Here is a 20507-nt window from a genome sequence, read left to right on the forward strand (position 1 = left end):
GTATGGAGTTCGATGTCTTGATCGTCGGTGCTGGCCCATCCGGTTTAAGTACCGCCTGCAGACTCGCTCAACTCGCTCAGGAAAAAGAACAAGATCTACAAATATGCGTCATCGAAAAAGGCTCGGAAGTAGGTGCGCATATTCTTTCTGGGGCCGTGCTTGAACCAAAAGCACTGAATGAATTGTTCCCTGATTGGAAAGAGCGCGGTGCGCCTCTCAACACCGAGGTTATCGGTGATGATATCTACATGCTCAAAAACGACACTAGTGCCAGCAAAATGCCAAACTTTATGGTGCCGAAAACATTTCATAACGACGGTAACTATATTGTCAGTATGGGCAACGTGTGTCGTTGGTTGGCGGAGCAAGCCGAAGCGATGGGCGTTGAAGTGTTCCCCGGCTTCGCCGCCGCTAGTGTCATATATGATGACAACGGCGCTGTTGCAGGTGTTATCACCGGTGATATGGGTGTGGGTGCTGACGGCGAAGCCAAAGACAGCTACATGCCGGGTATGGAGCTACGGGCCAAGTACACTGTATTTGCTGAAGGTTGCCGTGGTCACTTAGGAAAAGAGCTAATTGCCAAGTACGAGCTTGATAAAGATGCCACGCCGCAACATTACGCCATTGGTTTTAAAGAAATTTGGGATATCCCCGCTGAACAACACAAGCCTGGGCTCGTTGTTCATACAGCCGGTTGGCCATTAAAGGATAACGCCACAGGTGGCGGTTATTTATATCACGCAGAAAACGGACAAGTATTCGTTGGCTTAATCATCGATTTGAACTACACCAACCCACACGTGAACCCCTTTGCGGAGTTTCAGCGTTACAAAACGCATCCAGAGATTCAGAAATATCTGAGTGGTGGTAAGCGTGTAAGTTATGGCGCACGCGCCATCGCCAAAGGTGGTTTCTATTCGCTACCAAAAATGACCATGCCAGGCGCACTTATGGTGGGCTGTAACGCCGGCACGTTAAACTTTGCCAAAATCAAAGGCAATCATACCGCCATGAAGAGTGGTATGTTGGCTGCAGAAAGCATTTTTGAAGCCCTGAGTAACGAACAGCTCGGGAGCGATCTCACCGATTATACAGAGCGTTTTAAAAACTCTTGGGTCTATGATGAACTGTATCGCTCGCGTAACTTTGGTCCTGTCATTCATAAATGGGGCATGTGGGGTGGCGGTGCGTATAACACCATCGACCAAAACTGGTTCGGTGGTAAATTGCCGTTTACCTTCAAAGATACACAGCCGGATCACGTCGGCATGCAAAAAGCTGACGCGGCGGCAAAAATTGAGTATCCGAAACCTGATGGCAAACTCACTTTTGATCGTAATTCGTCGGTATATCTATCCAATACTAACCACGAAGAAGATCAACCTTGTCATTTGCAATTAAAAGATGCGTCTATTCCAATTGACGTGAACTTGCCCTTATACGATGAGCCAGCCCAACGATACTGCCCTGCGGGTGTGTATGAGGTGGTGACCAGTGATTCCGGAGAAAAGCGTTTCCAAATTAACGCGCAGAACTGTATTCACTGTAAAACGTGCGATATTAAGGACCCAAGCCAGAATATTCGCTGGGTAACCCCAGAAGGCACTGGCGGTCCGAATTACCCGAATATGTAAAACCAACGCGGTTGCTTGAAAACGTAAAGAACAATTTTGAAGCAACCGCTATTCGCACATATTTCTACTTTGAAGCTTTTCTAGAATTGAACTGCCTGGCTCAAAATCAACATGTCGGCATTGCTGTCGAAATATAGAGTTTGGCACTCTCATTTCTAAAGCCTCGCCACAACTGGCGTCTGCAAGCTCAGCAGCTGCGGTCAGTTGGGGTTTTAATTCAGTGGCTCGGTCATTAATTCTATTCAATTCTGCTGCAAGCCGATTGCTAATTTCAACAATATCACGCCGCTCATTTCGAACAATTCGCGCTTCATTATCTAGGTGATTACAAAAAACCGGACTGTATTGGCGATCACAATTATTCGCCCGTCGTTGTTTGTGCTCCAGCTCCCGATCCAGTTCTCGAATCTCTCGCTCTGCCGTTTCATATCGCGATCTCAATCGCCGTTGCTCCGGAGCCATTTCTGCATCCTCGGTTTGAATCTTTTCAGCGGTCGCCCACGCATTTAGGCATTGGTATACCAACTGCCGCTGATAATCCGATGCAAAACCTTGCAGAGAAAATAAAAGACAAACCCCAGCTAACGAACCTAGCCACACGCTTTGCTTAAATACAGACACTCTGCACCTCCAAATCATCTGGTCCCATTAAATGAATAGACGGTGCCTACCCAAACCAATTATTGCTTGATAAAAACATAGCACGAATAATGAGGTTACGCATTTGTGGGCACAGGTTGTTACAGCGATGATATAACGGAAAAATATGCGCAGTTAAAAATAAAAGAACCAGCTCAATTCATACGCAATTGCGTAAAATAGCTAAATATAAAATTTACATATAAATTATTGAACTATTTAAACCTATATGTTGTAAAATAAAAGCGTGCGGATGTAATCATCCCATGAATCAATATTTATAGTTCACCCTGAAAGCAGAAATTTTAATAGGAACTTAAATGAGCGAATTTACAGATATTCTTACCCATGCGCGTCGCTTGAATGCAGCAACGAAAGACTTATCAGTAGCCGAGTTACAAGAAGTAGCTGTGAAGCTAGATAACGTGATTGAACAACGCAAGGAAGAAGAAGCTGAGCTAAAGCGTGCAGAAGCCGCTAAACTGGCAGACATTGAACGGATTCGCAAAGATATTCAAGCCGCTGGCTTAAACCCGGAAGATATTCTTGGTGCTTCTGGCCGCGCCCCGGTAAAACGGTCACAACGTAAGCGTGCGCCAAAGCCACCTAAGTATGAATACACGATGAGCAATGGTGAGCGCAGAACTTGGACAGGTCAAGGCCGTATGCCTAAGCCAATTCAAAAAGCACTAAATCAAGGCAAATCTTTAGAGAGTTTCTTGATTAAATAAACCATTCGTTTATTGGTAAACGTATTAAAAAAGCGCATCCACTGTGAACAGTCGATGCGCTTTTTATTTCAGTCACTTTTCCAGCGTTTAATTTAAAATCACTTTCACGTCGCCAACCCCTACATCGGCCTTAATTGGAAATGTTCCCTTTCCCCGGCCAGACGCCTTTTCCGACACAATCGCCCGCGAACTAGATACATTGTCACCACCCGTAATGCGAGCAGCACCAACACCGGCGTCCACGGAAATATCACCTGCATAGTCAACCAAGCCGCGAATGGTCACATCACCCACGCCCATGCTCGCAGTGACAGAGCTTTCCCCTACTTCTGCGTCAATGACACCAACGCCAACATGGATATCGAGTACAGATGGGTCTGGCAAAGTAAGGTACATGGTGGCTTCGACGTTATTTTCTTGAAAAGAGATACTCAGCCGATCGCCGCGCGTCCGAATTTCAACATCCATACGCGACACATCTTTTTTGCGTCGCATCAACCCACTGCGTTTGCCTTCGAACTCAACTTTTAACTCAGCCGTCTCACCTTGGGCGCGACGAATGTGTACCGTCCCAACCCCATTGTGAATTTCAATACGTTCAATACCTGCCAAGTCGATACTATGAGTTACTTCTTTTTCGGCGGCAATAGCGCTGTCGGCAATTAAAAGTCCGCCGAGCAGTAACGCCATAAAGGCTATATGTTTGAAGAAATGTCCGCGCATTTCGTGATTATGAGTTGTTGCCGTTGTCATTGTGATTACACTCCTGATGGTGTCCAGCGTCACGCTGGTTATTGTCATGAACGCTTTTAATAGCGTCGCGTGTCGCTAAAAAATGCGTTTGTATACATGGATACCCAAATTTTTTATAAGTTGTTCTATAAAACACTCAATAGAAATATAAGCAATCCTCATGCCAGTTTCATAACCAATTGATCTTTAATTTCTTTTCCAAATGCAAAGCCTGATAAGATGGCGTAATCCACGGCGTTGTGGTGAAATACACTAATCTTAATTAGCACAGAAATTGCCTTATGTCAGAGCATCAGCACTGGAACATGCAAACGATCGCCATGGTTTCCTCGCCGTATAAACAAAAATTTGCGATTCCCCGCCAACCGGGATTAGTGAAGCACGCCTATGGCGTGATTGAGATGCTCCCAGAGTTTTCCCATCCGGATTTTTTGCGTGGATTAGATGCGTTTAGCCATGTGTGGATTCAGTTTGTGTTTCATGAAACCGCAGATAAGGGATGGAGCCCTCTCGTCCGCCCTCCTCGTTTAGGGGGAAATCAGCGCAAAGGGGTATTTGCGACACGCTCGACGTTTCGTCCGAACCCCATGGGCTTATCGGTGGTCGAGGTAGTTCGCATCGAACAGCAAGAGGGCAAGAGCCGCATACATGTGCGTGGGTTAGATTTGCTCGATGGTACCCCGGTACTTGATATCAAGCCCTATCTACCTTACGCCGATGCGCATCCAGGGGCATTGGGAGGCTTTGCCGACGAGCGGCCAGATACTGGATTGGGTATAGCCTTCAGCGACGCTGCAGAAGCCTTTATGCAGCAACAATCTGAATATCCACAGCTGCGTGAGTTTATTACCGAAGTGTTAGCGCAAGATCCGCGGCCCGCGTATCAGAAAGATGCGCACATGGATAAAGATTACGGCATGCATTTGTACCATTTCAATATAAAATGGCGCGTGCACAACGAGAAAAATTACGTATTTTCGATCGAATAAATTCGAACAATTCAGATTTAGGCCGAAAAGACTTGGTTGGCTATCTTTCAGCCTGCTAAAATGCGGCCTTTATTGAATACATCAGGACGAGTATCCACGACATGCGCACTAGTCAGTACCTTCTCGGAACCCTTAAAGAAACGCCAGCTGATGCTGAGGTTATTAGTCATCAGCTTATGCTCCGTGCCGGCATGGTACGTAAAGTCGCATCCGGTTTATATACCTGGACGCCAACTGGGCTACGTGTTTTGCGTAAGGTTGAACAAGTGGTGCGCGAAGAAATGGAAGCCGCCGGCGCAATCGAAGTGTTGATGCCTATGGTACAGCCCGGGGATCTTTGGGAAGAATCAGGTCGCTGGGAAGATTACGGCCCTGAGTTACTGCGCCTTAAAGATAGACACCAGCGGGATTTCGTTCTCGGTCCAACCCACGAAGAAGTAATTAGTGAACTAGTACGCAAAGAAGTGAGCAGCTACAAGCAGCTGCCCATGAATTTGTTCCAGATCCAAACGAAGTTTCGTGATGAGATTCGGCCACGTTTTGGTGTGATGCGTTCGCGCGAGTTCATTATGAAAGATGCGTACTCATTCCACACGACGCAAGCATCTTTAGAAGATACATATCAAAAAATGTATCAAGCCTACTGCAATATTTTTACCCGATTAGGCTTGGATTACCGTCCGGTTATCGCCGACACTGGCTCTATTGGCGGAAGTGTCTCTCACGAGTTTCACGTGCTTGCAAGTTCGGGTGAAGACGATATCGCCTTCTCCGATAGTTCTGATTATGCGGCAAATGTGGAATTAGCCGAAGCCGTTAGTGCAGAAACCTTAGCAGAGCCAAGTCAGACGCTGGAAAAAGTAGCCACACCTAACGCCAAGACTATCGCAGCCTTAGTAGAACAGTTCGATATCGCCATTGAGAAAACCGTGAAAACCTTAGTTGTGCACGGCGCTGACGATGACGGTAAGCCGTCAGGCAAGTTAGTCGCATTAATTATCCGTGGCGATCACGAGCTCAATGAAATTAAGGCAGCGAAACTACCGCAAGTGGGCTCCCCATTGTTGTTTGCCAGCGACGAAGAGATTCGTGCGGCCATTGGCGCAGGTCCTGGCTCGCTTGGTCCAGTAAACCTCCCAATCCCATGTATTGTTGATCGCAGCGTAGCCGTCCTCAATGATTTTGGTGCCGGTGCTAATGAAGATGGATTCCATTTCTTCGGCATTAACTGGAACCGTGATCTCCCTCTACCCGAAGTTGCTGATTTACGCAATGTGCGTGCCGGCGACCCTAGCCCTGATGGCGAAGGTACCCTAAATATTGCGCGCGGAATTGAGGTGGGACATATCTTCCAGCTCGGTACCAAATATAGTGACGCAATGAAAGTTGGCGTATTGAATGAAGACGGCAAGCACCAGAACCTCATTATGGGCTGTTACGGTGTTGGCATTTCCCGCATTGTTGCGGCAGCGATCGAACAAAATCACGATAGCAACGGTATTCAGTGGCCAGAATCCATGGCGCCGTTCCAAGTGGTTGTACTGCCCATGAACATGCACAAGTCTGCACGCGTCCAGGAAGCCGCAGAGCGCATTTATAACGATCTCAAAGGTGCTGGTATCGAAGTGCTATTTGATGACCGTAAAGAGCGTCCTGGTGTGATGTTCGCCGATATGGAACTCATCGGCATCCCGCACACCATTGTCATTGGTGAGCGCAACCTCGATGAAAAAGCCGTCGAATATAAAAATCGCCGTACTGGCGAGAAATCAACTCTCGCAATTAGCGATGTGCTTGGCTTTATTCAAAACCAGTCCTAATCAAATAACCCGTTGAACGCATCAAAAAACGCCATGGCTCGAATGAACCATGGCGTTTTTCTAAGTTCTCTCGTAACTACCGGTCTTCACCGGCCAACGGATCCACATAATGCAAACGCATATCCCACGGGAAGTGTATCCAAGTATTTTGGTCGATATCCGCTTCGTATTCATCCACTAACGGCAAACCATCGGGCTTGGCATACACAGTGATAAACTTCGCTTTCGGTAGGCGCTCTCGCAAAAAGCGCAAGGTATTGCCGGTATCCACTAAATCGTCGATCACGATAAAGCCTGCGCCATCCTCACTGCAGGATACATCTTTCAGCATTTCCGGTTTGGCACTTTGTGATTGGTGCGCATAACTGCGCACACAAACACTTTCCACTAAGCGAATATTCAACTCACGCGCGAGTATCGCTGCTGGCACGAGACCACCTCGACTCACAGCAATAATGCCGCGCCATTGCTCTGCGGGTAATTGCCGGCGCGCAAGTTCTCGGGTAGCGCGGTGCAGTTCTTCCCAAGATACGAAGTATTCATGCTTTTCATGCAATCCCATGATTGCTCCTTTTATGATAGGATTCGTTGCCAAGTGCGTATAAGTATATCATCGGCTTATATAAATGTGTGTCGGGGTTCGGCTCCGTAAATTGATATATCGCAAGATATGCATCACTAATAGATTAATCACGAATAGGATCATAGCAATGCCAAAAGCTGTATTTATTGATGCCAAAGGCGGCGAATACGAATTAGAGGTTCCAGTGGGGCAAAGTTTAATGGAAGCCGCAACAGATGCCATGCTCGATGGCATTATTGGTGAGTGTGGCGGCGTGATGTCGTGTGCCACCTGTCATGTGTATGTCGATCCTGAGTGGCTTAACAAATTACAACCGGCTGACGACATTGAAGAAAGCATGATCGATGTGGCTCGTGAACCAAAAGAGAACAGTCGGTTAAGCTGTCAAATTACCATGAGTGAAGAGCTCGACGGCATCGTCGTACACATGCCGCGTTCGCAATTTTAAATCCCCCGCTTAGGCTTCCTCGACCGCAATCATGGTGCGGTCGTGGTAGCCTGAGACCACGGCAATAAAGCCCGCCCATTCTTGATCGAGTTCTGGCTCACCTGTATCAACGCGTAACGGACGCCCTTGTAAGGCCTGTAATTTAGCCTTGGTGGCAACCAAGATTAAATGTTCACGTCCCACCGTCCGTAACACCAGAGGCGTAAATTGCTGATTGCCCCGTCCAAATATATGGCCTTGCCCACCAATTAAGGTGGTGACCATATAAATCGTTTGCCCTTTTTCGCGGGCATTTAATATCAGAGCTTCTAATTGTCGGCCAGTCACATCGGAGGCAATGACTGTTTCGTTACAAATAACGTCGACACCCAACAGCGTGTTCGTAAGCCCTAGCTCTTCCATAATAAAGGCCACGGTAGACCCCGACCCCATCAAATACAATGCATCTGGCTGCATGCTTTCAATGACATCCGCAGCAATATCCGCAAGCACTAAATCATCACTTTCGCGGCCACCAATTTTTACTGCTTGCATGTATTCAAGCTCTCCAGGAACTTGCAATTCACCGAAGCGTTTGGCCTTTACTCTACCGCTGCGATAAGCCTCTTCATCTAAGTCCATCACATCTGCAGCGCGGAGTGTGGTTAGTTCGCCATTGAGAAGTGCATAGAGCACCTTGCCAGCAGCCGATGGCGACACCGCATACACCGCTGAGTGAATCTTCACCCCTGCAGGAATACCAATCGCCGGTATTTCGTTATCGCCTAAACCTGTCACGACATCCCGCGCGGTTCCATCACCACCCGCGAAAATTAGGAGATCGGGATGTTCCTGGGCAAGCAAGGTCACCGCAGCGCGAGTGTCTTCTGCTTCCGTTTGCTGTTGCGCAGGTTCGTATACAATATCGTAATGAAAACCAAGAGACTCCAGCACTGCAGCCCCCATATCACCTGCGGCTGTGAGAAAGCGTATACGATCGCGAAACGGTTTTAGAAAGGCCAATGCGGTAGCAACGCGCTTGCCGGCCTTTAATTCTGCGCCCCGTGCCAAAGCTTCTGCGCGCACAGCAGCACCGTCACTGCCTTTTAAAGCAACAGCACCGCCAATTCCTGCATAGGGGTTAATAACTAACGCGAGCTTAAACTCATGCACTCTTTGCTGACTCCATTAATGAGGCTGCGACTTCGTCTTTAAGGGCGGCTCTGGCGACTTCATTGGCGATAAGCTCATGACCGGCACGGGTGACATCGTCCTGGGTCAGCATGTCGAACCCTCGTTCTGCACAGAGGGCTTGCATAAACCGCTCCGCGCGCGGTGGCAAGCCATCCCGCATGCGTTCGGTGGCTCGTGCCACTATCGCACGGGTAAATTTCACCCGATCCGTGACTTCACCCCCAGCAAGATTATCCACACTCACTTCAAAGGATACGCCTGCCGCTAAACTTAACAACCATTCAATGGCTTGCGGACTGACTTCAACCTGTTCAAAACGCGCTTGTTGTTCCGCCGTGCGGCCATCGGGAGCATACCAATAACCATAATCTAGTAACTGTCGGCGCACACGCCCGGCTAATGTCCAATGGGCAATTTCGTGCAGGGCTGAACGTACAAAGCCATGGGCAAATACCACCTGATGATACTGCGATCGGTTTGATGCGGGCTGATAGATCGGTTCACCCTCGCCACGCACTAGCACGGTGTGTTCCGATTCTAAGAAGCACTTGTTAAACAGGCGGATCACATGATCCGCCTGCATTCTTTGTTGCTGTTGGCTCGATTTCGACATCAGTCGAAGTTGCTCCTAATCATACACTTGAAACTCTAAGCCTTCGGTCCACCAATTTGGCGCTTCTTCACCCTTCAAATGGTAATCGAAGAACTCCAGCATCTTAATGGTGTAATCAATTTTATTCGCGAACTGCTGCAAATGATGGGGTTCACCTTCGTAATGCAGCATGACCACCGGCTTATCTAAGCGACGCAATGCTAAATAATACTCAATTCCTTGCTCCCAAGGAACCGCTTCGTCTTTATCGCCGAATTGAATCAACATAGGCGTGTTGATTTTATCCGCAAAAAACACCGGTGAGTTCTTAATGTAAGGGTCGAGATCTTCAAACATACTCACCCCTAACCGACTTTGCCCTTTCTCGTACTGGAATTGACGAGCCAAGCCTGAACCCCAGCGAATACCGCTATAAGCACTGGTCATATTGGAAACTGGCGCTCCTGCAACTGCCGCAGCGAACATATCTGTTTCGGTCACGACAAACGCAGTTTGATATCCTGACCAGCTATGCCCGTGCAGACCAATCGCATCCGGATCGGCAACACCCATTTCAATGATTTTCTCAACGCCGGGCAACAAAGATTCTGTTGCGCTCGGTCCGGGCGCACCGATGCGGAAATGCACATCAGGCAGAAATACCACGTAGTCCTGTCCCAGATAAAATGGGAAATTCGGACGATGATTCACGCGCATCTGGTTCCAGTTGTACAAACGCTGAGAGAATTTCTCGTAGTAGTACACCAATACAGGATAACGACGATTTGCATCGTAATTATCTGGTTTTATGAGAATACCTTGCAGCGGCTCACCGTGGGTCGACTCCCACTCCACTAGCTCCGCATTACCCCAGATAAATTCGTGACGTTGTGGGTTCACCTCTGTGAGTTGGCGCGGTGATTGTAGCGGCGCATCCGCCACCCAAACATCAGGGAAGGTACGGAAATCTTCTTCCGTGTAAAAAATCTGTGATTTATCTTCTGTGCGGGCAATAAAACGCCAGGTTTTCTCACCTTCAACCAAGGTTTCTAGCTGTGCTGAGCCGTCTTCGGCTAGCGCTAATTGATAAAATCCAGAGGTTTTCAATTGCTCGTTATAGCCGCGTAAGAGTACCGGTTGAGCAATATTAATAACATCTAAATCGTCTGTATCTAACACTCGGTACTGATGATTGTTTGCGCGACCGATCTGAGTCAGATTCACCGCTTGATCTTGGGCATTGCGCGCTACTGGCACCTGCCAAATATCAAAGCGATCATATACCCACACCGCACTTCCATCTGCATGCCAGCCACCGACACCATAAGGCACCGCTTGCATCGGCCGATCATTCTCCTCATCAACCCATGAGGTTTCAACGTTGCTACCAATTTGATAGGTAGAGCCGGTTTCGCTGTCGAATGCATGTAATTTGTAATCGCTGACAAAAACTACGTAACGACCATCAGGTGATAACGAGCCGCGCTCGAAAGATGGCAAACCCGCTGCCACTTTTTGTCGTGAACCATCGTTTAGGCTCACGTAATAAAGATCGTGATAAAACCCATCCCATGTAATCGCACGGCTATAAGGTTGCGAATCACGGGCGAGTAACGCGGTAGGATGATCCGTTGCAAACATGGCTTCGCGTACGTCGTCACCGAGAACAACTAGTTTATCGTCGTTTAAATGCCAGACCGACAGCGCGGTAGCACGGTTTAAATTTCGTTGCGATTGGCGTTGGTGAGGGATAATCATATCGTCGTCACCATGCCACACCTGCAAGCGGCGATCGGCTAAGAGTCGATCTAGGTTATACAAATCTTCGGCACTTTCAGGACGGCCCACAGACTCCGCTTTTTTCTCAGGTGCTGGACGATGCCCCACAAACAAGCGTTCGCCGTCATCACTCCACCGCTGCGGCGAGTGTTCAGACAGAATAAAGCCTTCTCTCGCAACATTTAACTGCTGCGTTCCTTCACCGGCAGACCACAGCCAAAGCGCTTGCGGAGTTTCTTGGTAATCGCTTTCCTTGGCGGAAACGTGAAATGCGAGACGCTGGCCATTTGGCGCGAAGCTAAAGTTGCTGAGTTGTTCATCGGTCACTTCTTTCAGCACCGTACCGCGATGCTGTGCTGTATCGTACATAACCAATGAGATACTGGGATTCTCTTTTTCTTTTTCAGAGTCAGACTCACTTTTGTTTACCGCTTGCTGCTGATAGACCAAACGCGAGCCTTCTGGGGCCACTGCAAAGTGCGTTATATTATTAATCAGTGTTTGCTCATGGGTGCGTAGATCGATCAAACGTAATAGACGACCTTCTTCACTCCCGTTTTCTTTGCTGTAATCTTCATCATGCTGCAACACCAAGAAGCGTCCATCGCCCGTAAACGCAGACTGACTTACTTGCTTAAATTCGCGTTTGCTCGCATTGAGCACATCCACTAATACCGCATGATGATATAGCGCACGTTCTTCTTCACGTGATTGTGCCTGTTCGCGCTGCAATAAGGTTGGTTGCCGGGTAAACACCACCCAGTTGCCATCCGCGCTTAATTTAGGCTCATGGGCACTCGCGATAGAAATGGTAGTTCCGTCAGCTACGCGCACAACCATGCCTTCCCGATCGCCGTAATCAGGTACCGCTGCGAACGCGAGCGTATTGCCGGTATCGCTGATCTGACGCTGATCAATTTCGCGGAACTGCATAATATCGGTAAGCGCTAATGGACGCGCTTGATCTGCCTGCACGGCAAGAGGTGCGCTGAGGCCGACACTCAGAGCAAGCATGGCTCCGTACGGGAGACTGTGTTTAAACCATCGCTTCATGAAATCACCTTGTCTTAGTTTTTCCCCATTATCGCTGCCATCCATGCCTGAATCCACGCCATCTAACGAGGATACAAGGCACTTGAACGATCAGCTTACTGGCGCACTCCCTCGCACCCTCGATTTTCGTGGTTCTCTTGGTTCTCTTGGCATGGCAAGCGCAGCAAGCATCCCTACAAAAGTAAGGGCCGCTGCCACCATAAAGGTGGTAGTCGCACCATCGCCTTGCTGCCACGATAAGCCCGCAAGCCAAGCCCCCATGGCGCCACCGCCACCCATCCCTATACTTACATACAACGCTTGTCCGCGGCTATGTTGGGCAGTCGGAAAGTACTGATGAAGGAAACGAATCGCCGCACTATGATGTAAAGCAAAACTAAACGCATGCATCAGCTGAATCAACAACAACCACAGGATGACGTCCGCGACGTGGCCAAGCAGCCACCAGCGCAATGCGGTAATACCTAAGCATACCGCAATGATTCGCGATACCGAAAAACGGACCAACAAGCGCCCTGCAATCATAAACATGCCAACTTCTGCCACCACCCCTAGGGCAATCAGGGCACCTATGGCCATAGGCGCATAGCCTAATTGGTCCAAATACAACGCAAAAAACGCATAAAAGGGCGCAAAGCTCATCTGCAAACAAAGGCTGGAAAACATAAAAAGCAAAAAAGGTTTACGGCGAATACGGCGAAAGAATGCATCACTCGGTGCTTCCTCGGCTGTGGCCACCTCTCGGGTAGGCTCCGCCAAGCGCAAACTCATGAGCGCCAACGGAATTAACAAGCCTGCGGCAAACCATGGATAGGCCTGATAGCCGCCCCAAGCAAGCAGTTCCGCAGCAAATAACGCAACCACAATAAAGCCTAAGCTGCCCCCCAAACGGATGCGACTATAAAGCTGATGCTGGGCACCTAGGGAGCTTAAGGTCACCACTTCTAACTGAGGTAAAATAGCGGACCAAAAAAAGCTAATCAGCCCAAGACCAATGGCCACACTCCAATAACTTGAAACCTGAGTCATAAACAGCAGTAAAACGAAGGACGCAAATACGCCAAGGCGAATCGCCGGGAGCAGTTTGCCAGCACGATCCGACAGCCCAGCCCATACTGGCGGGCCAATAATGCGGCAAATCGTGGACAGCGCAATCAGTTCACCAATTTGGCGAGAATCAAATCCTAAACCATCAAGGTAAACCGCTAGATAGGGAACGAGCAGCGCCAGCACTGCAAAGTAGCCGAAATAAGACCAACTTAAGCGGCGACATTGGCGTGCAAACGCAGGTTCTTGTTGCGCAGAAAATGGAGACATAGCCGACCCGCTAAACTAGCGCAAGGTCGGTGTGGATACCGCCACATCACCGTTCTGGGCGCGCTGACGTAACATGTGGTCCATCACCACAAGAGCCATCATGGCCTCGGCAATAGCCACTGCACGAATACCCACGCAGGGATCATGGCGACCCTTGGTGACAACTTCACAAGGTTCTCCTTTGGCATTTATGGTTTGCCCAGGAATGCGAATACTAGATGTGGGTTTTAAAGCAATTTCAGCAGTTAATGGTTGGCCAGTACTAATTCCCCCTAACACACCCCCCGCATGATTCGATAAAAAGCCGTCGGGTGTCATCTCGTCCCGATGCTCTGAACCGCGTTGCTCAACCACGGCAAAACCGTCGCCGATATCTACCGCCTTCACAGCATTAATCGACATCAACGCTTTTGCTAAATCCGCATCTAAACGATCAAATACCGGCTCTCCGAGACCTGCAGGCAAGCCATGAGCTTCAACACGAATACGAGCACCAATGGAGTCGCCGTCTTTCTTTAAGTCACGAATCAGGGCATCAAGAGCATCGATCTTATCCGGGTCGGGAAAGAAAAAACCATTGTCGTTCACAGAATCCCATTGATATTGCTCGGCCCGAATAGGGCCCATTTGCACCATCGCACCGCGAATAGAAATGCCCTGCTCACTCAACCATGCCTGAGCGATTGCCCCTGCTGCCACACGCATAGCTGTTTCTCGTGCTGAAGAGCGGCCGCCACCTCGGTAATCCCGGTGGCCAAATTTATGGGCGTAGGTGTAATCTGCATGACCGGGGCGAAACAGATCTTTTATGTCTGAATAATCTTTGCTGCGTTGGTCGGTGTTCTCGATGAGCAAACCGATAGGCGTTCCGGTTGTTTTCCCTTCAAATACGCCAGAGAGGATTTTAATTGCATCGTCTTCACGGCGTTGCGTGGTATAACGATTCATTCCGGGCTTACGGCGATCTAGTTGCCGCTGAATAAGCGCTTCATCTATGGCAATCCCCGGTGGGCAGCCATCCACAACCGCACCTAAAGCCGGACCATGGCTCTCGCCGAACGTAGTTACCCGAAATAACTCCCCAAAGGTGTTGGCGCTCATCTGTGCTCCCGTCACTGACTATCAGTGTATTCTTATGTATTGCTCGCGTCGTTTGCGTCTACAAATAACGCCGCGTGGTGTTCAAGCTGCTCTTTGTTAATCGCAAAAACGCCATCACCACCGCGTTCAAAGCTTAACCAAACAAAAGGTACATCCGGCCATAGTATTTGCATATGTACCATACTATTACCTACTTCGCAGATTAAAATACCGCCTTCGTTCAGGTGTTGCGGGGCATCCCGTAGTATTTTGCGCACGAGATCTAAGCCATCGTTACCTGCCGCTAACCCTAATTCAGGCTCATGGTGGTATTCTGGCGGTAAATCGTCCATATCCTCTGCATCCACATAGGGTGGATTGGTGACAATCAAATCATACACACGCCCTTGCAGGCCATCAAAACCATCAGATTCAATGGCTTCGACCCGATCACTTAAGGCATGTTCTTCAATGTTCATGCGCGCAACAGCCAATGCATCGGTACTAATATCCACTGCATCGACGCGAGCATCAGGGAACGCATAGGCACAGGCAATTGCAATACAGCCTGAACCGGTACAGAGATCGAGAATATGTTCAGGCTCTTGCATTAACCATGGTTGGAAGGACTGCTCAATCAGCTCGGCAATAGGCGAACGCGGCACTAATACCCGCTCATCCACATAAAAAGGTAATCCTGCGAACCATGATTTATGCACTAAATACGCCGCCGGCACTTTGTCGCGAATACGACGTGCCACCAAAGCAGCCAACTGGCTTTTTTCTTCAAAGGTTAAGCGACAATCGCGATTTGCATGAAGCTCATCAAAGCTTAAAGACGTCACTTCGGAAAGGAGCAACAAGCCCTCTTCCCAACCGTCTGCGGCACCGTGACCAAAATACACATCAGCACCATGTAGCGCTGACGTGATATAGCGCTGCCAATCGGCGATGGTGAGTAAATCATCGGTGACTTGAGAAACTTGGTGGGTCACAAGGCGCTCCTTTTTGAACGAAGGGTCGTATTTCAATGGCAAAGGGTATTTTTCACCCGCTTAATTCCCTATTATACCTACCTGAACAGGAGCATCATCAATAATTCACTATGAACTCACCGAAATCTAGAAAAAAAGCACGTAAATCCTTACACATAAGTGACGAGGATCGCGCCCTTTTCCGTGACGCTATCGGTGATATTCAGCCCATTGAAGATGATCGCGTACAAAATAAGCCGGTAAAGCAAAGCGATGGAGCGGCTATTGCGCGTCGCCGCAATGCTCAAGCACAAGCACGGCTTACCGCCACAGATCCATTCTCCGATGATTTTTTGCCCGCATTACCGGAAGGCACCTTAGCTTGGGTTGCCGATAGCGATGCACCCTATCTTGCAAAACAATTACGCCGTGGCGACTTCGCCCCAGGTATGGTGCTCGATTTACATGGCTACACACGAATTAAGGCCCGCCGTGAAATCGTTGAGGCTATTCAAGTCTGTATGCATGAAGGATTAAACTGTTTAAATGTGATTCATGGGATTGGTCACGGCATCTTGCGCCAGCAAGTCCCCGCTTGGCTGATGCAACATCCCGATGTACGCGCCTTTCATCAGGCCCCCCTCGAATGGGGTGGTCAGGGCGCATTATTGGTGTTGTTGCGAGTGCCTGAGTAACGGCTTACTTAAGCAAGCCATCAACACGTGCAGTCGGGGCTTGCAATGACTCTAAACGCCCTAACATCGCCAAGGGTTCAACATCAATCACGGCAATGCCTGCGGTAGGAAACAAGGGAGGTTGTACCGAGGTATCTAAGTAACTTACCAAATAACAAACAAATGGCATGTGGGAAACCACTAACACGGTTTCCGCAGGTTCGATTTGTAATCGCGCCAACAAAGCACCTGCAAACGCCTCAGGGTCACTCTCTGGAGTAACTTCAGATGAAATCTCGACCACTTCAGCCGCAATTTCCGCTTCAACCTGTTGCCAGGTTTGCAGCGCGCGGATATAAGGACTCACGATCACTAAATCGATTTTTGGGTAGTTGTGCTGAAGCCACTCTGTGACCCGCACCACTTCTTCACGACCCATGGCACTCAGTTCTCGTGCTTCATCCGCTTGTAGCTTGCCGTGCTCAAATTTCGAAGGCAGGGCATCACCATGGCGCATCACAAACAACTTCATATCTTAAGACTCATCGCTCGTCGTGGGGTCCGTATCTGCTTCGCGTCGTTTTCGATCCGGCCGCCCACCAGTAACTTTGTCCGCACGGCCTTCAGCTTTTGCTTGCTCAGCACGGCGGCGTCGTATTTCTTTCGGATCAGCAATGAGGGGACGATATATTTCAATTCGATCGCCCTGCCGAGGTACATCCGTTAGCTTACAGGTTTTATTCCAAATACCAACGGCTTGTTTATCGAGATCGATTTCGGGAAAGTATTTCTTGATGCCAGACTGCTCTATGACTTGGGCAACAGTAAGCCCCTGAGCGACAGAAACACTCAGAATTTTCTGCTTTTCAGGAGTGCCATACACCACTTCAACATTAATCATGGTATCAGTCATTCGCAATTAGCCCGACGTTGTTGCATCCGTTCCGTAAACTTGCTTTGCGCGCTGCGCAAAAGCATCGACCATTCTTAAGGTTACTTCATTAAATACTTTTGCGAAGGCAAAATGGAGCAATTTACTCGAAAATTCAAACTGCAGCTCCAACGTAACCTTGCACGCGCCAGGCGCCAACTCCTTAAATGTCCAACCGCCGGTTAAGCGTTTGAACGGGCCTTGCACCAGCTCCATATCAATACGGTGCTCGCTCACTAAGGTGTTTTTCGTGGTAAACGCATGCCGAATGCCCGCTTTGCTAATGGATAGCTCGGCAATCATGTGCTGCTCAGATTCTTCAAGAATGCGCGCAGCAACACACCCGGGAACAAACTCCGGATAGGCGGCAACATCATTGACTAAATCAAACATCTGTCGACAGCTATAGGAAACTAAGGCGCTGCGTTCTATTTGTGGCATCGGGCAACTACTCTTTTCGGTCGAAAGTTTGCGTCTGTGGAAAAGTGCCGCATTCTAACCTTTCTAGGCTTTCCCTGCATCTTTTGTGATTTTTCTTTTCTGTGCGCTACTGATGCGTATAATACGCGCCATGAAAGCAAAAAAGAAACTGCCAAGCACAATCGCACTCAACAAAAAAGCCCGTCATGAATACTTCCTCGAAGATAAGTTCGAGGCAGGCGTGCAGCTTGAAGGTTGGGAAGTGAAAAGTATTCGATCAGGAAAGGTAAATATTTCTGACAGTTACGTGATCATCCGAAATGGTGAGGCCTACCTGCTTGGGGCCCAAGTTCAGCCATTGAATCAGGCCTCATCGCACGTGGTCTGCGACCCGGATCGCACACGCAAACTGCTATTAAAGAAGCGCGAACTCGATACCCTGATCGGTAAATCAGAACGCGAAGGCTACTCCATCGTGGCAACCGCCATGTACTGGAAAAAATGCTGGGTTAAACTGGAAATCTATCTTGCCAAAGGGAAGAAAGACCACGACAAACGCGATACAGTAAAAGACCGCGAGTGGGCCCGCGAGAAAGAGCGCATGATGAAGCATAAGGTGCGTTAGATTCGAGATTAATCGGCATAGTTGCAGATACATTCGCCAGAAACCTGCTGCCATGTCCCCTGCTCGCTGCAAAACCCCGATACCGAACAGCGCCAGTGGCTGAAGTGATAGTCTCTATTACAGTTGATACCACCAACGTCTTCGTTGCTCGCCATCATGCCAGCGTCGGTGAGCGGCAGCGTTATCAGGCCATTCGCTTCCGGGTTAGCCCCTTGAATTGCAAACATAAAGTTTGTGGCTTGGCACTGTAAAGGGGTGTGCCAATCGATATCCGCGCTAATAACCTGCTTTACACTCACGTTTTTGTCACTAGAAACGGCTATCGTGGCCACTTCACTTAGCCGTTCACCAGCACTCAAAAAACGCTCAAATGCGCACTGACCATGACCGCTTTGCGCAATATCAATAGTGTTTGGCACACAAGTCGCTTGCGTGGCCCAGTCTGCATCGATAGTCAGGCGACAACCGTGCAAACAAGTCCCTACATGAAACTCCACTCGCCCTTGAAATAAACCCTCCGCGGCAGTTTGCGTGCAATCGACACATTGAATCGAGGACAATTCCGGAATTTCGGCAGGTCGACACCAGCCATGACCATACCAGCAGGCGTCTAGTTGCTGGTATAAACCAATGGCTGATTGAAGGTGTGTATCCAGCACATCACCCACTCCATGTTGCACATAGAGTTCACGGGCCGTTGTCATCGTCGATAGGAGGGCTTCAACCGTCTGCACATTAGAAGCGTCGCTTGCCAGGCTTATCAAGGCTTGTGATTGCCATTGTTCAGCATGAATCTCGTCCACGTTGGAGAAGTGCGATTGCAGGCTATCTAGCTGCAGCGCGTGCGATGACAAATTTTGGCTTTCAAGCGACATTCCCTGCCACGCCTCGGCATCGGTTACTTGCGTCATTAATAGCCGTGTGTCGCCCTGCCCCCCTGTCATTTCATTGCTCTGCAGCTGCGCTTGCTGCCAAAACCTTGCCTGTAGCTGCTGCGCCACATCAACACCCATAAATACTCCACCGTTACCCCGCAGCTCACCGATGGATCCATGATTGCCATGAAGTTGCGTGTTTGTCAGAGTGAGGGTAGCCACTGAATTTAATTCACTGAGGCTAGCCTGCGTTGCTGTCGCCTCTGCACCCTCACTTTGCCACCCTCTGCTCCAAATCTCGCCGGCAGCAACCATGCCTGCGTCAGTTATATGATGCCCACGCATGGCTAAATCTGTCTGCATAACCGATGGTGCTGCACTGTGTAACGGCCATCGCATAAGGAATGGACTAGTAGCAAGGCTCTCGAGCGTGTCTGCAGTCGGCATTTGCATATCTAACCAAGGGCCTTGAGCAACCGTACCTGGTAAATTCGACTGTATTTTGTGACTGCGCTCGGCATTGGGCAAAAGCACACGAATGAGATACGACGGCGAATAACGAACCTCGACATCAAGCACGTACTCGCCTACATGAGTGAGACGGGTGAGCTCGTCACGATTTGGCCATATCCCATAGGTTTGGAAGTAATGAACGGCGCTCAACCGCGTTCGATGCAATGTTTCTACTAAGGCTTCGCTATGCTGTTGCTGAATACGTTGATGGATAAATCCGATATACGCCAGCGCAGCCGTCATTATTGCCAACATGGCAATAATAATACTAATCAAGCCAAAGCCGCGTAGCTCTTTGCTACAACTCATAGCTGACGGCGCCTTGGAGATTGAGTAGCCATTCGAGCAATTCAGGCTGATGCAGAGGCCCTTGTTGCCGTGATTCAATCAAGGTTGCCGTGGCAATGCGAAGCTGGGTAATGGCTAGGTTATGCCACGCCAAAGCGTGATCTGGCGCGAGGTTGAGTGTATATTCATAAGCTCGCTGGGCGGCGCTAAAACGATGCTGCCGCAAATGTAAATTTCCAAGTAAAAACCAACCTTCCGCGAATCGCGGTTCATGCTCCAGTAGTTGGTGCAGATAGGCCTCCGCCGATAAAAAATCACCGGCGTCATAAGCAAGTCGCGCCGCCCTCTCTAGGGTGTCGATAGGTTGCTGTGACGAGATAACTTTGTTTCCCGTGCTCGCACAACCTGCGAGGAAAAAGACACAAGCAATCAAACCACTCCATCGTAAAATATTTAAGTTCATCAGCATTCCTTTGCTCATTTACAGAAGTTAACGACCCGCGAAACCTCAAGTGCCACGTCAATGGCTGCACACTGGGCTGATGTTGCCTTCCCAGAAATTTCCAATACGCTTTGTGCTCCGCGACAAAAGACCACACGGTGAGGTGCCACT

21 protein-coding genes are annotated in these 20507 nt (G+C 49.1%); 7 read left to right on the forward strand and 14 right to left on the reverse strand.

What is annotated here, in order from left to right; genetic code table 11:
* The first annotated feature begins 2 nt into the window (after positions 1-2).
* Entirely contained in the window at positions 3-1637 is a 1635-nt protein-coding gene (locus HXZ99_RS03710; RefSeq protein WP_194756060.1) for an electron transfer flavoprotein-ubiquinone oxidoreductase, read from the forward strand.
* 48 nt (positions 1638-1685) lie between these two features.
* On the opposite strand, the gene HXZ99_RS03715 is transcribed toward HXZ99_RS03710, so the two are convergent.
* Positions 1686-2258, reverse strand: a complete 573-nt coding sequence (locus HXZ99_RS03715; RefSeq protein WP_194755907.1) for a hypothetical protein — start codon at positions 2256-2258, stop codon at positions 1686-1688.
* A gap of 338 nt (positions 2259-2596) precedes the next feature.
* On the opposite strand from HXZ99_RS03715, the gene HXZ99_RS03720 reads away from it, so the two are divergent.
* Positions 2597-3007 (forward strand): H-NS family histone-like protein, encoded by a 411-nt coding sequence (locus tag HXZ99_RS03720; RefSeq protein ID WP_194755908.1) that lies wholly within the window; start codon positions 2597-2599, stop codon positions 3005-3007.
* An 87-nt stretch (positions 3008-3094) separates the two neighbouring features.
* Here the strand turns inward: HXZ99_RS03720 and HXZ99_RS03725 are convergent, their stop codons facing one another.
* A complete protein-coding gene (locus tag HXZ99_RS03725; protein WP_194755909.1) occupies positions 3095-3760 on the reverse strand; it encodes a hypothetical protein in 666 nt (221 codons plus the stop codon).
* A 281-nt stretch (positions 3761-4041) separates the two neighbouring features.
* Here HXZ99_RS03725 and tsaA point away from each other — a divergent pair, with 281 nt between their 5' ends.
* Both tsaA and HXZ99_RS03735 read left to right on the forward strand, forming a co-directional pair.
* Positions 4042-4749: a tRNA (N6-threonylcarbamoyladenosine(37)-N6)-methyltransferase TrmO gene (gene tsaA, locus HXZ99_RS03730; protein ID WP_194755910.1), complete on the forward strand. Its 708-nt coding sequence runs from the start codon at positions 4042-4044 to the stop codon at positions 4747-4749.
* Between the two features lie 101 nt (positions 4750-4850).
* Entirely contained in the window at positions 4851-6569 is a 1719-nt protein-coding gene (locus HXZ99_RS03735) for a proline--tRNA ligase (protein WP_194755911.1), read from the forward strand.
* 76 nt (positions 6570-6645) lie between these two features.
* Here HXZ99_RS03735 and gpt read toward each other — a convergent pair whose 3' ends face one another.
* The gene (gene gpt / locus HXZ99_RS03740) at positions 6646-7131 is read right to left on the reverse strand and encodes a xanthine phosphoribosyltransferase (protein ID WP_194755912.1); all 486 of its coding nucleotides are present in this window, start codon (positions 7129-7131) and stop codon (positions 6646-6648) included.
* Between the two features lie 148 nt (positions 7132-7279).
* Between gpt and HXZ99_RS03745 the strand changes: the two genes are divergently transcribed.
* The gene (locus HXZ99_RS03745) at positions 7280-7600 is read left to right on the forward strand and encodes a 2Fe-2S iron-sulfur cluster-binding protein (protein WP_194755913.1); all 321 of its coding nucleotides are present in this window, start codon (positions 7280-7282) and stop codon (positions 7598-7600) included.
* Positions 7601-7609: 9 nt separating this feature from the next.
* Here the strand turns inward: HXZ99_RS03745 and HXZ99_RS03750 are convergent, their stop codons facing one another.
* The 6 genes from HXZ99_RS03750 to prmB all read right to left on the reverse strand — a co-directional run bounded on the left by HXZ99_RS03750 (position 7610) and on the right by prmB (position 15589).
* A complete protein-coding gene (locus tag HXZ99_RS03750; protein WP_194755914.1) occupies positions 7610-8752 on the reverse strand; it encodes an ATP-NAD kinase family protein in 1143 nt (380 codons plus the stop codon).
* On the reverse strand, positions 8745-9386 hold the full coding sequence (locus HXZ99_RS03755) for an elongation factor P hydroxylase (RefSeq protein ID WP_194755915.1): 642 nt from the start codon (positions 9384-9386) through the stop codon (positions 8745-8747). Before HXZ99_RS03755 ends, HXZ99_RS03750 begins: the two co-directional genes overlap by 8 nt.
* A gap of 15 nt (positions 9387-9401) precedes the next feature.
* Complete coding sequence (locus tag HXZ99_RS03760) at positions 9402-12197, reverse strand: S9 family peptidase (RefSeq protein ID WP_194755916.1); 2796 nt, start codon at positions 12195-12197, stop codon at positions 9402-9404.
* Positions 12198-12287: 90 nt separating this feature from the next.
* Complete coding sequence (locus HXZ99_RS03765; protein WP_194755917.1) at positions 12288-13514, reverse strand: MFS transporter; 1227 nt, start codon at positions 13512-13514, stop codon at positions 12288-12290.
* 15 nt (positions 13515-13529) lie between these two features.
* Positions 13530-14615, reverse strand: coding sequence for a chorismate synthase (gene aroC / locus HXZ99_RS03770; RefSeq protein WP_194755918.1), 1086 nt, complete (start codon positions 14613-14615; stop codon positions 13530-13532).
* 32 nt (positions 14616-14647) lie between these two features.
* Complete coding sequence (gene prmB / locus HXZ99_RS03775) at positions 14648-15589, reverse strand: 50S ribosomal protein L3 N(5)-glutamine methyltransferase (protein WP_194755919.1); 942 nt, start codon at positions 15587-15589, stop codon at positions 14648-14650.
* Positions 15590-15699: 110 nt separating this feature from the next.
* Between prmB and smrB the strand changes: the two genes are divergently transcribed.
* Positions 15700-16263: an endonuclease SmrB gene (gene smrB / locus HXZ99_RS03780; protein ID WP_194755920.1), complete on the forward strand. Its 564-nt coding sequence runs from the start codon at positions 15700-15702 to the stop codon at positions 16261-16263.
* A gap of 4 nt (positions 16264-16267) precedes the next feature.
* Here smrB and sixA read toward each other — a convergent pair whose 3' ends face one another.
* Genes sixA through HXZ99_RS03795 form a run of 3 tightly spaced genes read right to left on the reverse strand, consistent with a single transcriptional unit; the run spans position 16268 to position 17614 of the window.
* Entirely contained in the window at positions 16268-16774 is a 507-nt protein-coding gene (gene sixA / locus HXZ99_RS03785) for a phosphohistidine phosphatase SixA (RefSeq protein WP_194755921.1), read from the reverse strand.
* 3 nt (positions 16775-16777) lie between these two features.
* Entirely contained in the window at positions 16778-17155 is a 378-nt protein-coding gene (locus HXZ99_RS03790; RefSeq protein ID WP_194755922.1) for an RnfH family protein, read from the reverse strand.
* A 6-nt stretch (positions 17156-17161) separates the two neighbouring features.
* Positions 17162-17614: a type II toxin-antitoxin system RatA family toxin gene (locus tag HXZ99_RS03795; protein WP_194755923.1), complete on the reverse strand. Its 453-nt coding sequence runs from the start codon at positions 17612-17614 to the stop codon at positions 17162-17164.
* A 130-nt stretch (positions 17615-17744) separates the two neighbouring features.
* On the opposite strand from HXZ99_RS03795, the gene smpB reads away from it, so the two are divergent.
* Entirely contained in the window at positions 17745-18218 is a 474-nt protein-coding gene (gene smpB / locus HXZ99_RS03800) for an SsrA-binding protein SmpB (RefSeq protein ID WP_194755924.1), read from the forward strand.
* Positions 18219-18226: 8 nt separating this feature from the next.
* Here smpB and HXZ99_RS03805 read toward each other — a convergent pair whose 3' ends face one another.
* Both HXZ99_RS03805 and HXZ99_RS03810 read right to left on the reverse strand, forming a co-directional pair.
* Positions 18227-19915, reverse strand: coding sequence for a hypothetical protein (locus HXZ99_RS03805; RefSeq protein ID WP_194755925.1), 1689 nt, complete (start codon positions 19913-19915; stop codon positions 18227-18229).
* The gene (locus tag HXZ99_RS03810) at positions 19905-20357 is read right to left on the reverse strand and encodes a tetratricopeptide repeat protein (protein ID WP_194755926.1); all 453 of its coding nucleotides are present in this window, start codon (positions 20355-20357) and stop codon (positions 19905-19907) included. The genes HXZ99_RS03805 and HXZ99_RS03810 overlap by 11 nt, the downstream gene beginning before the upstream one ends.
* Positions 20358-20507: the final 150 nt, after the last annotated feature.

The organism is Aliidiomarina indica (genome assembly GCF_015354615.1).
Classification (GTDB): Bacteria; Pseudomonadota; Gammaproteobacteria; order Enterobacterales; family Alteromonadaceae; genus Aliidiomarina; species Aliidiomarina indica.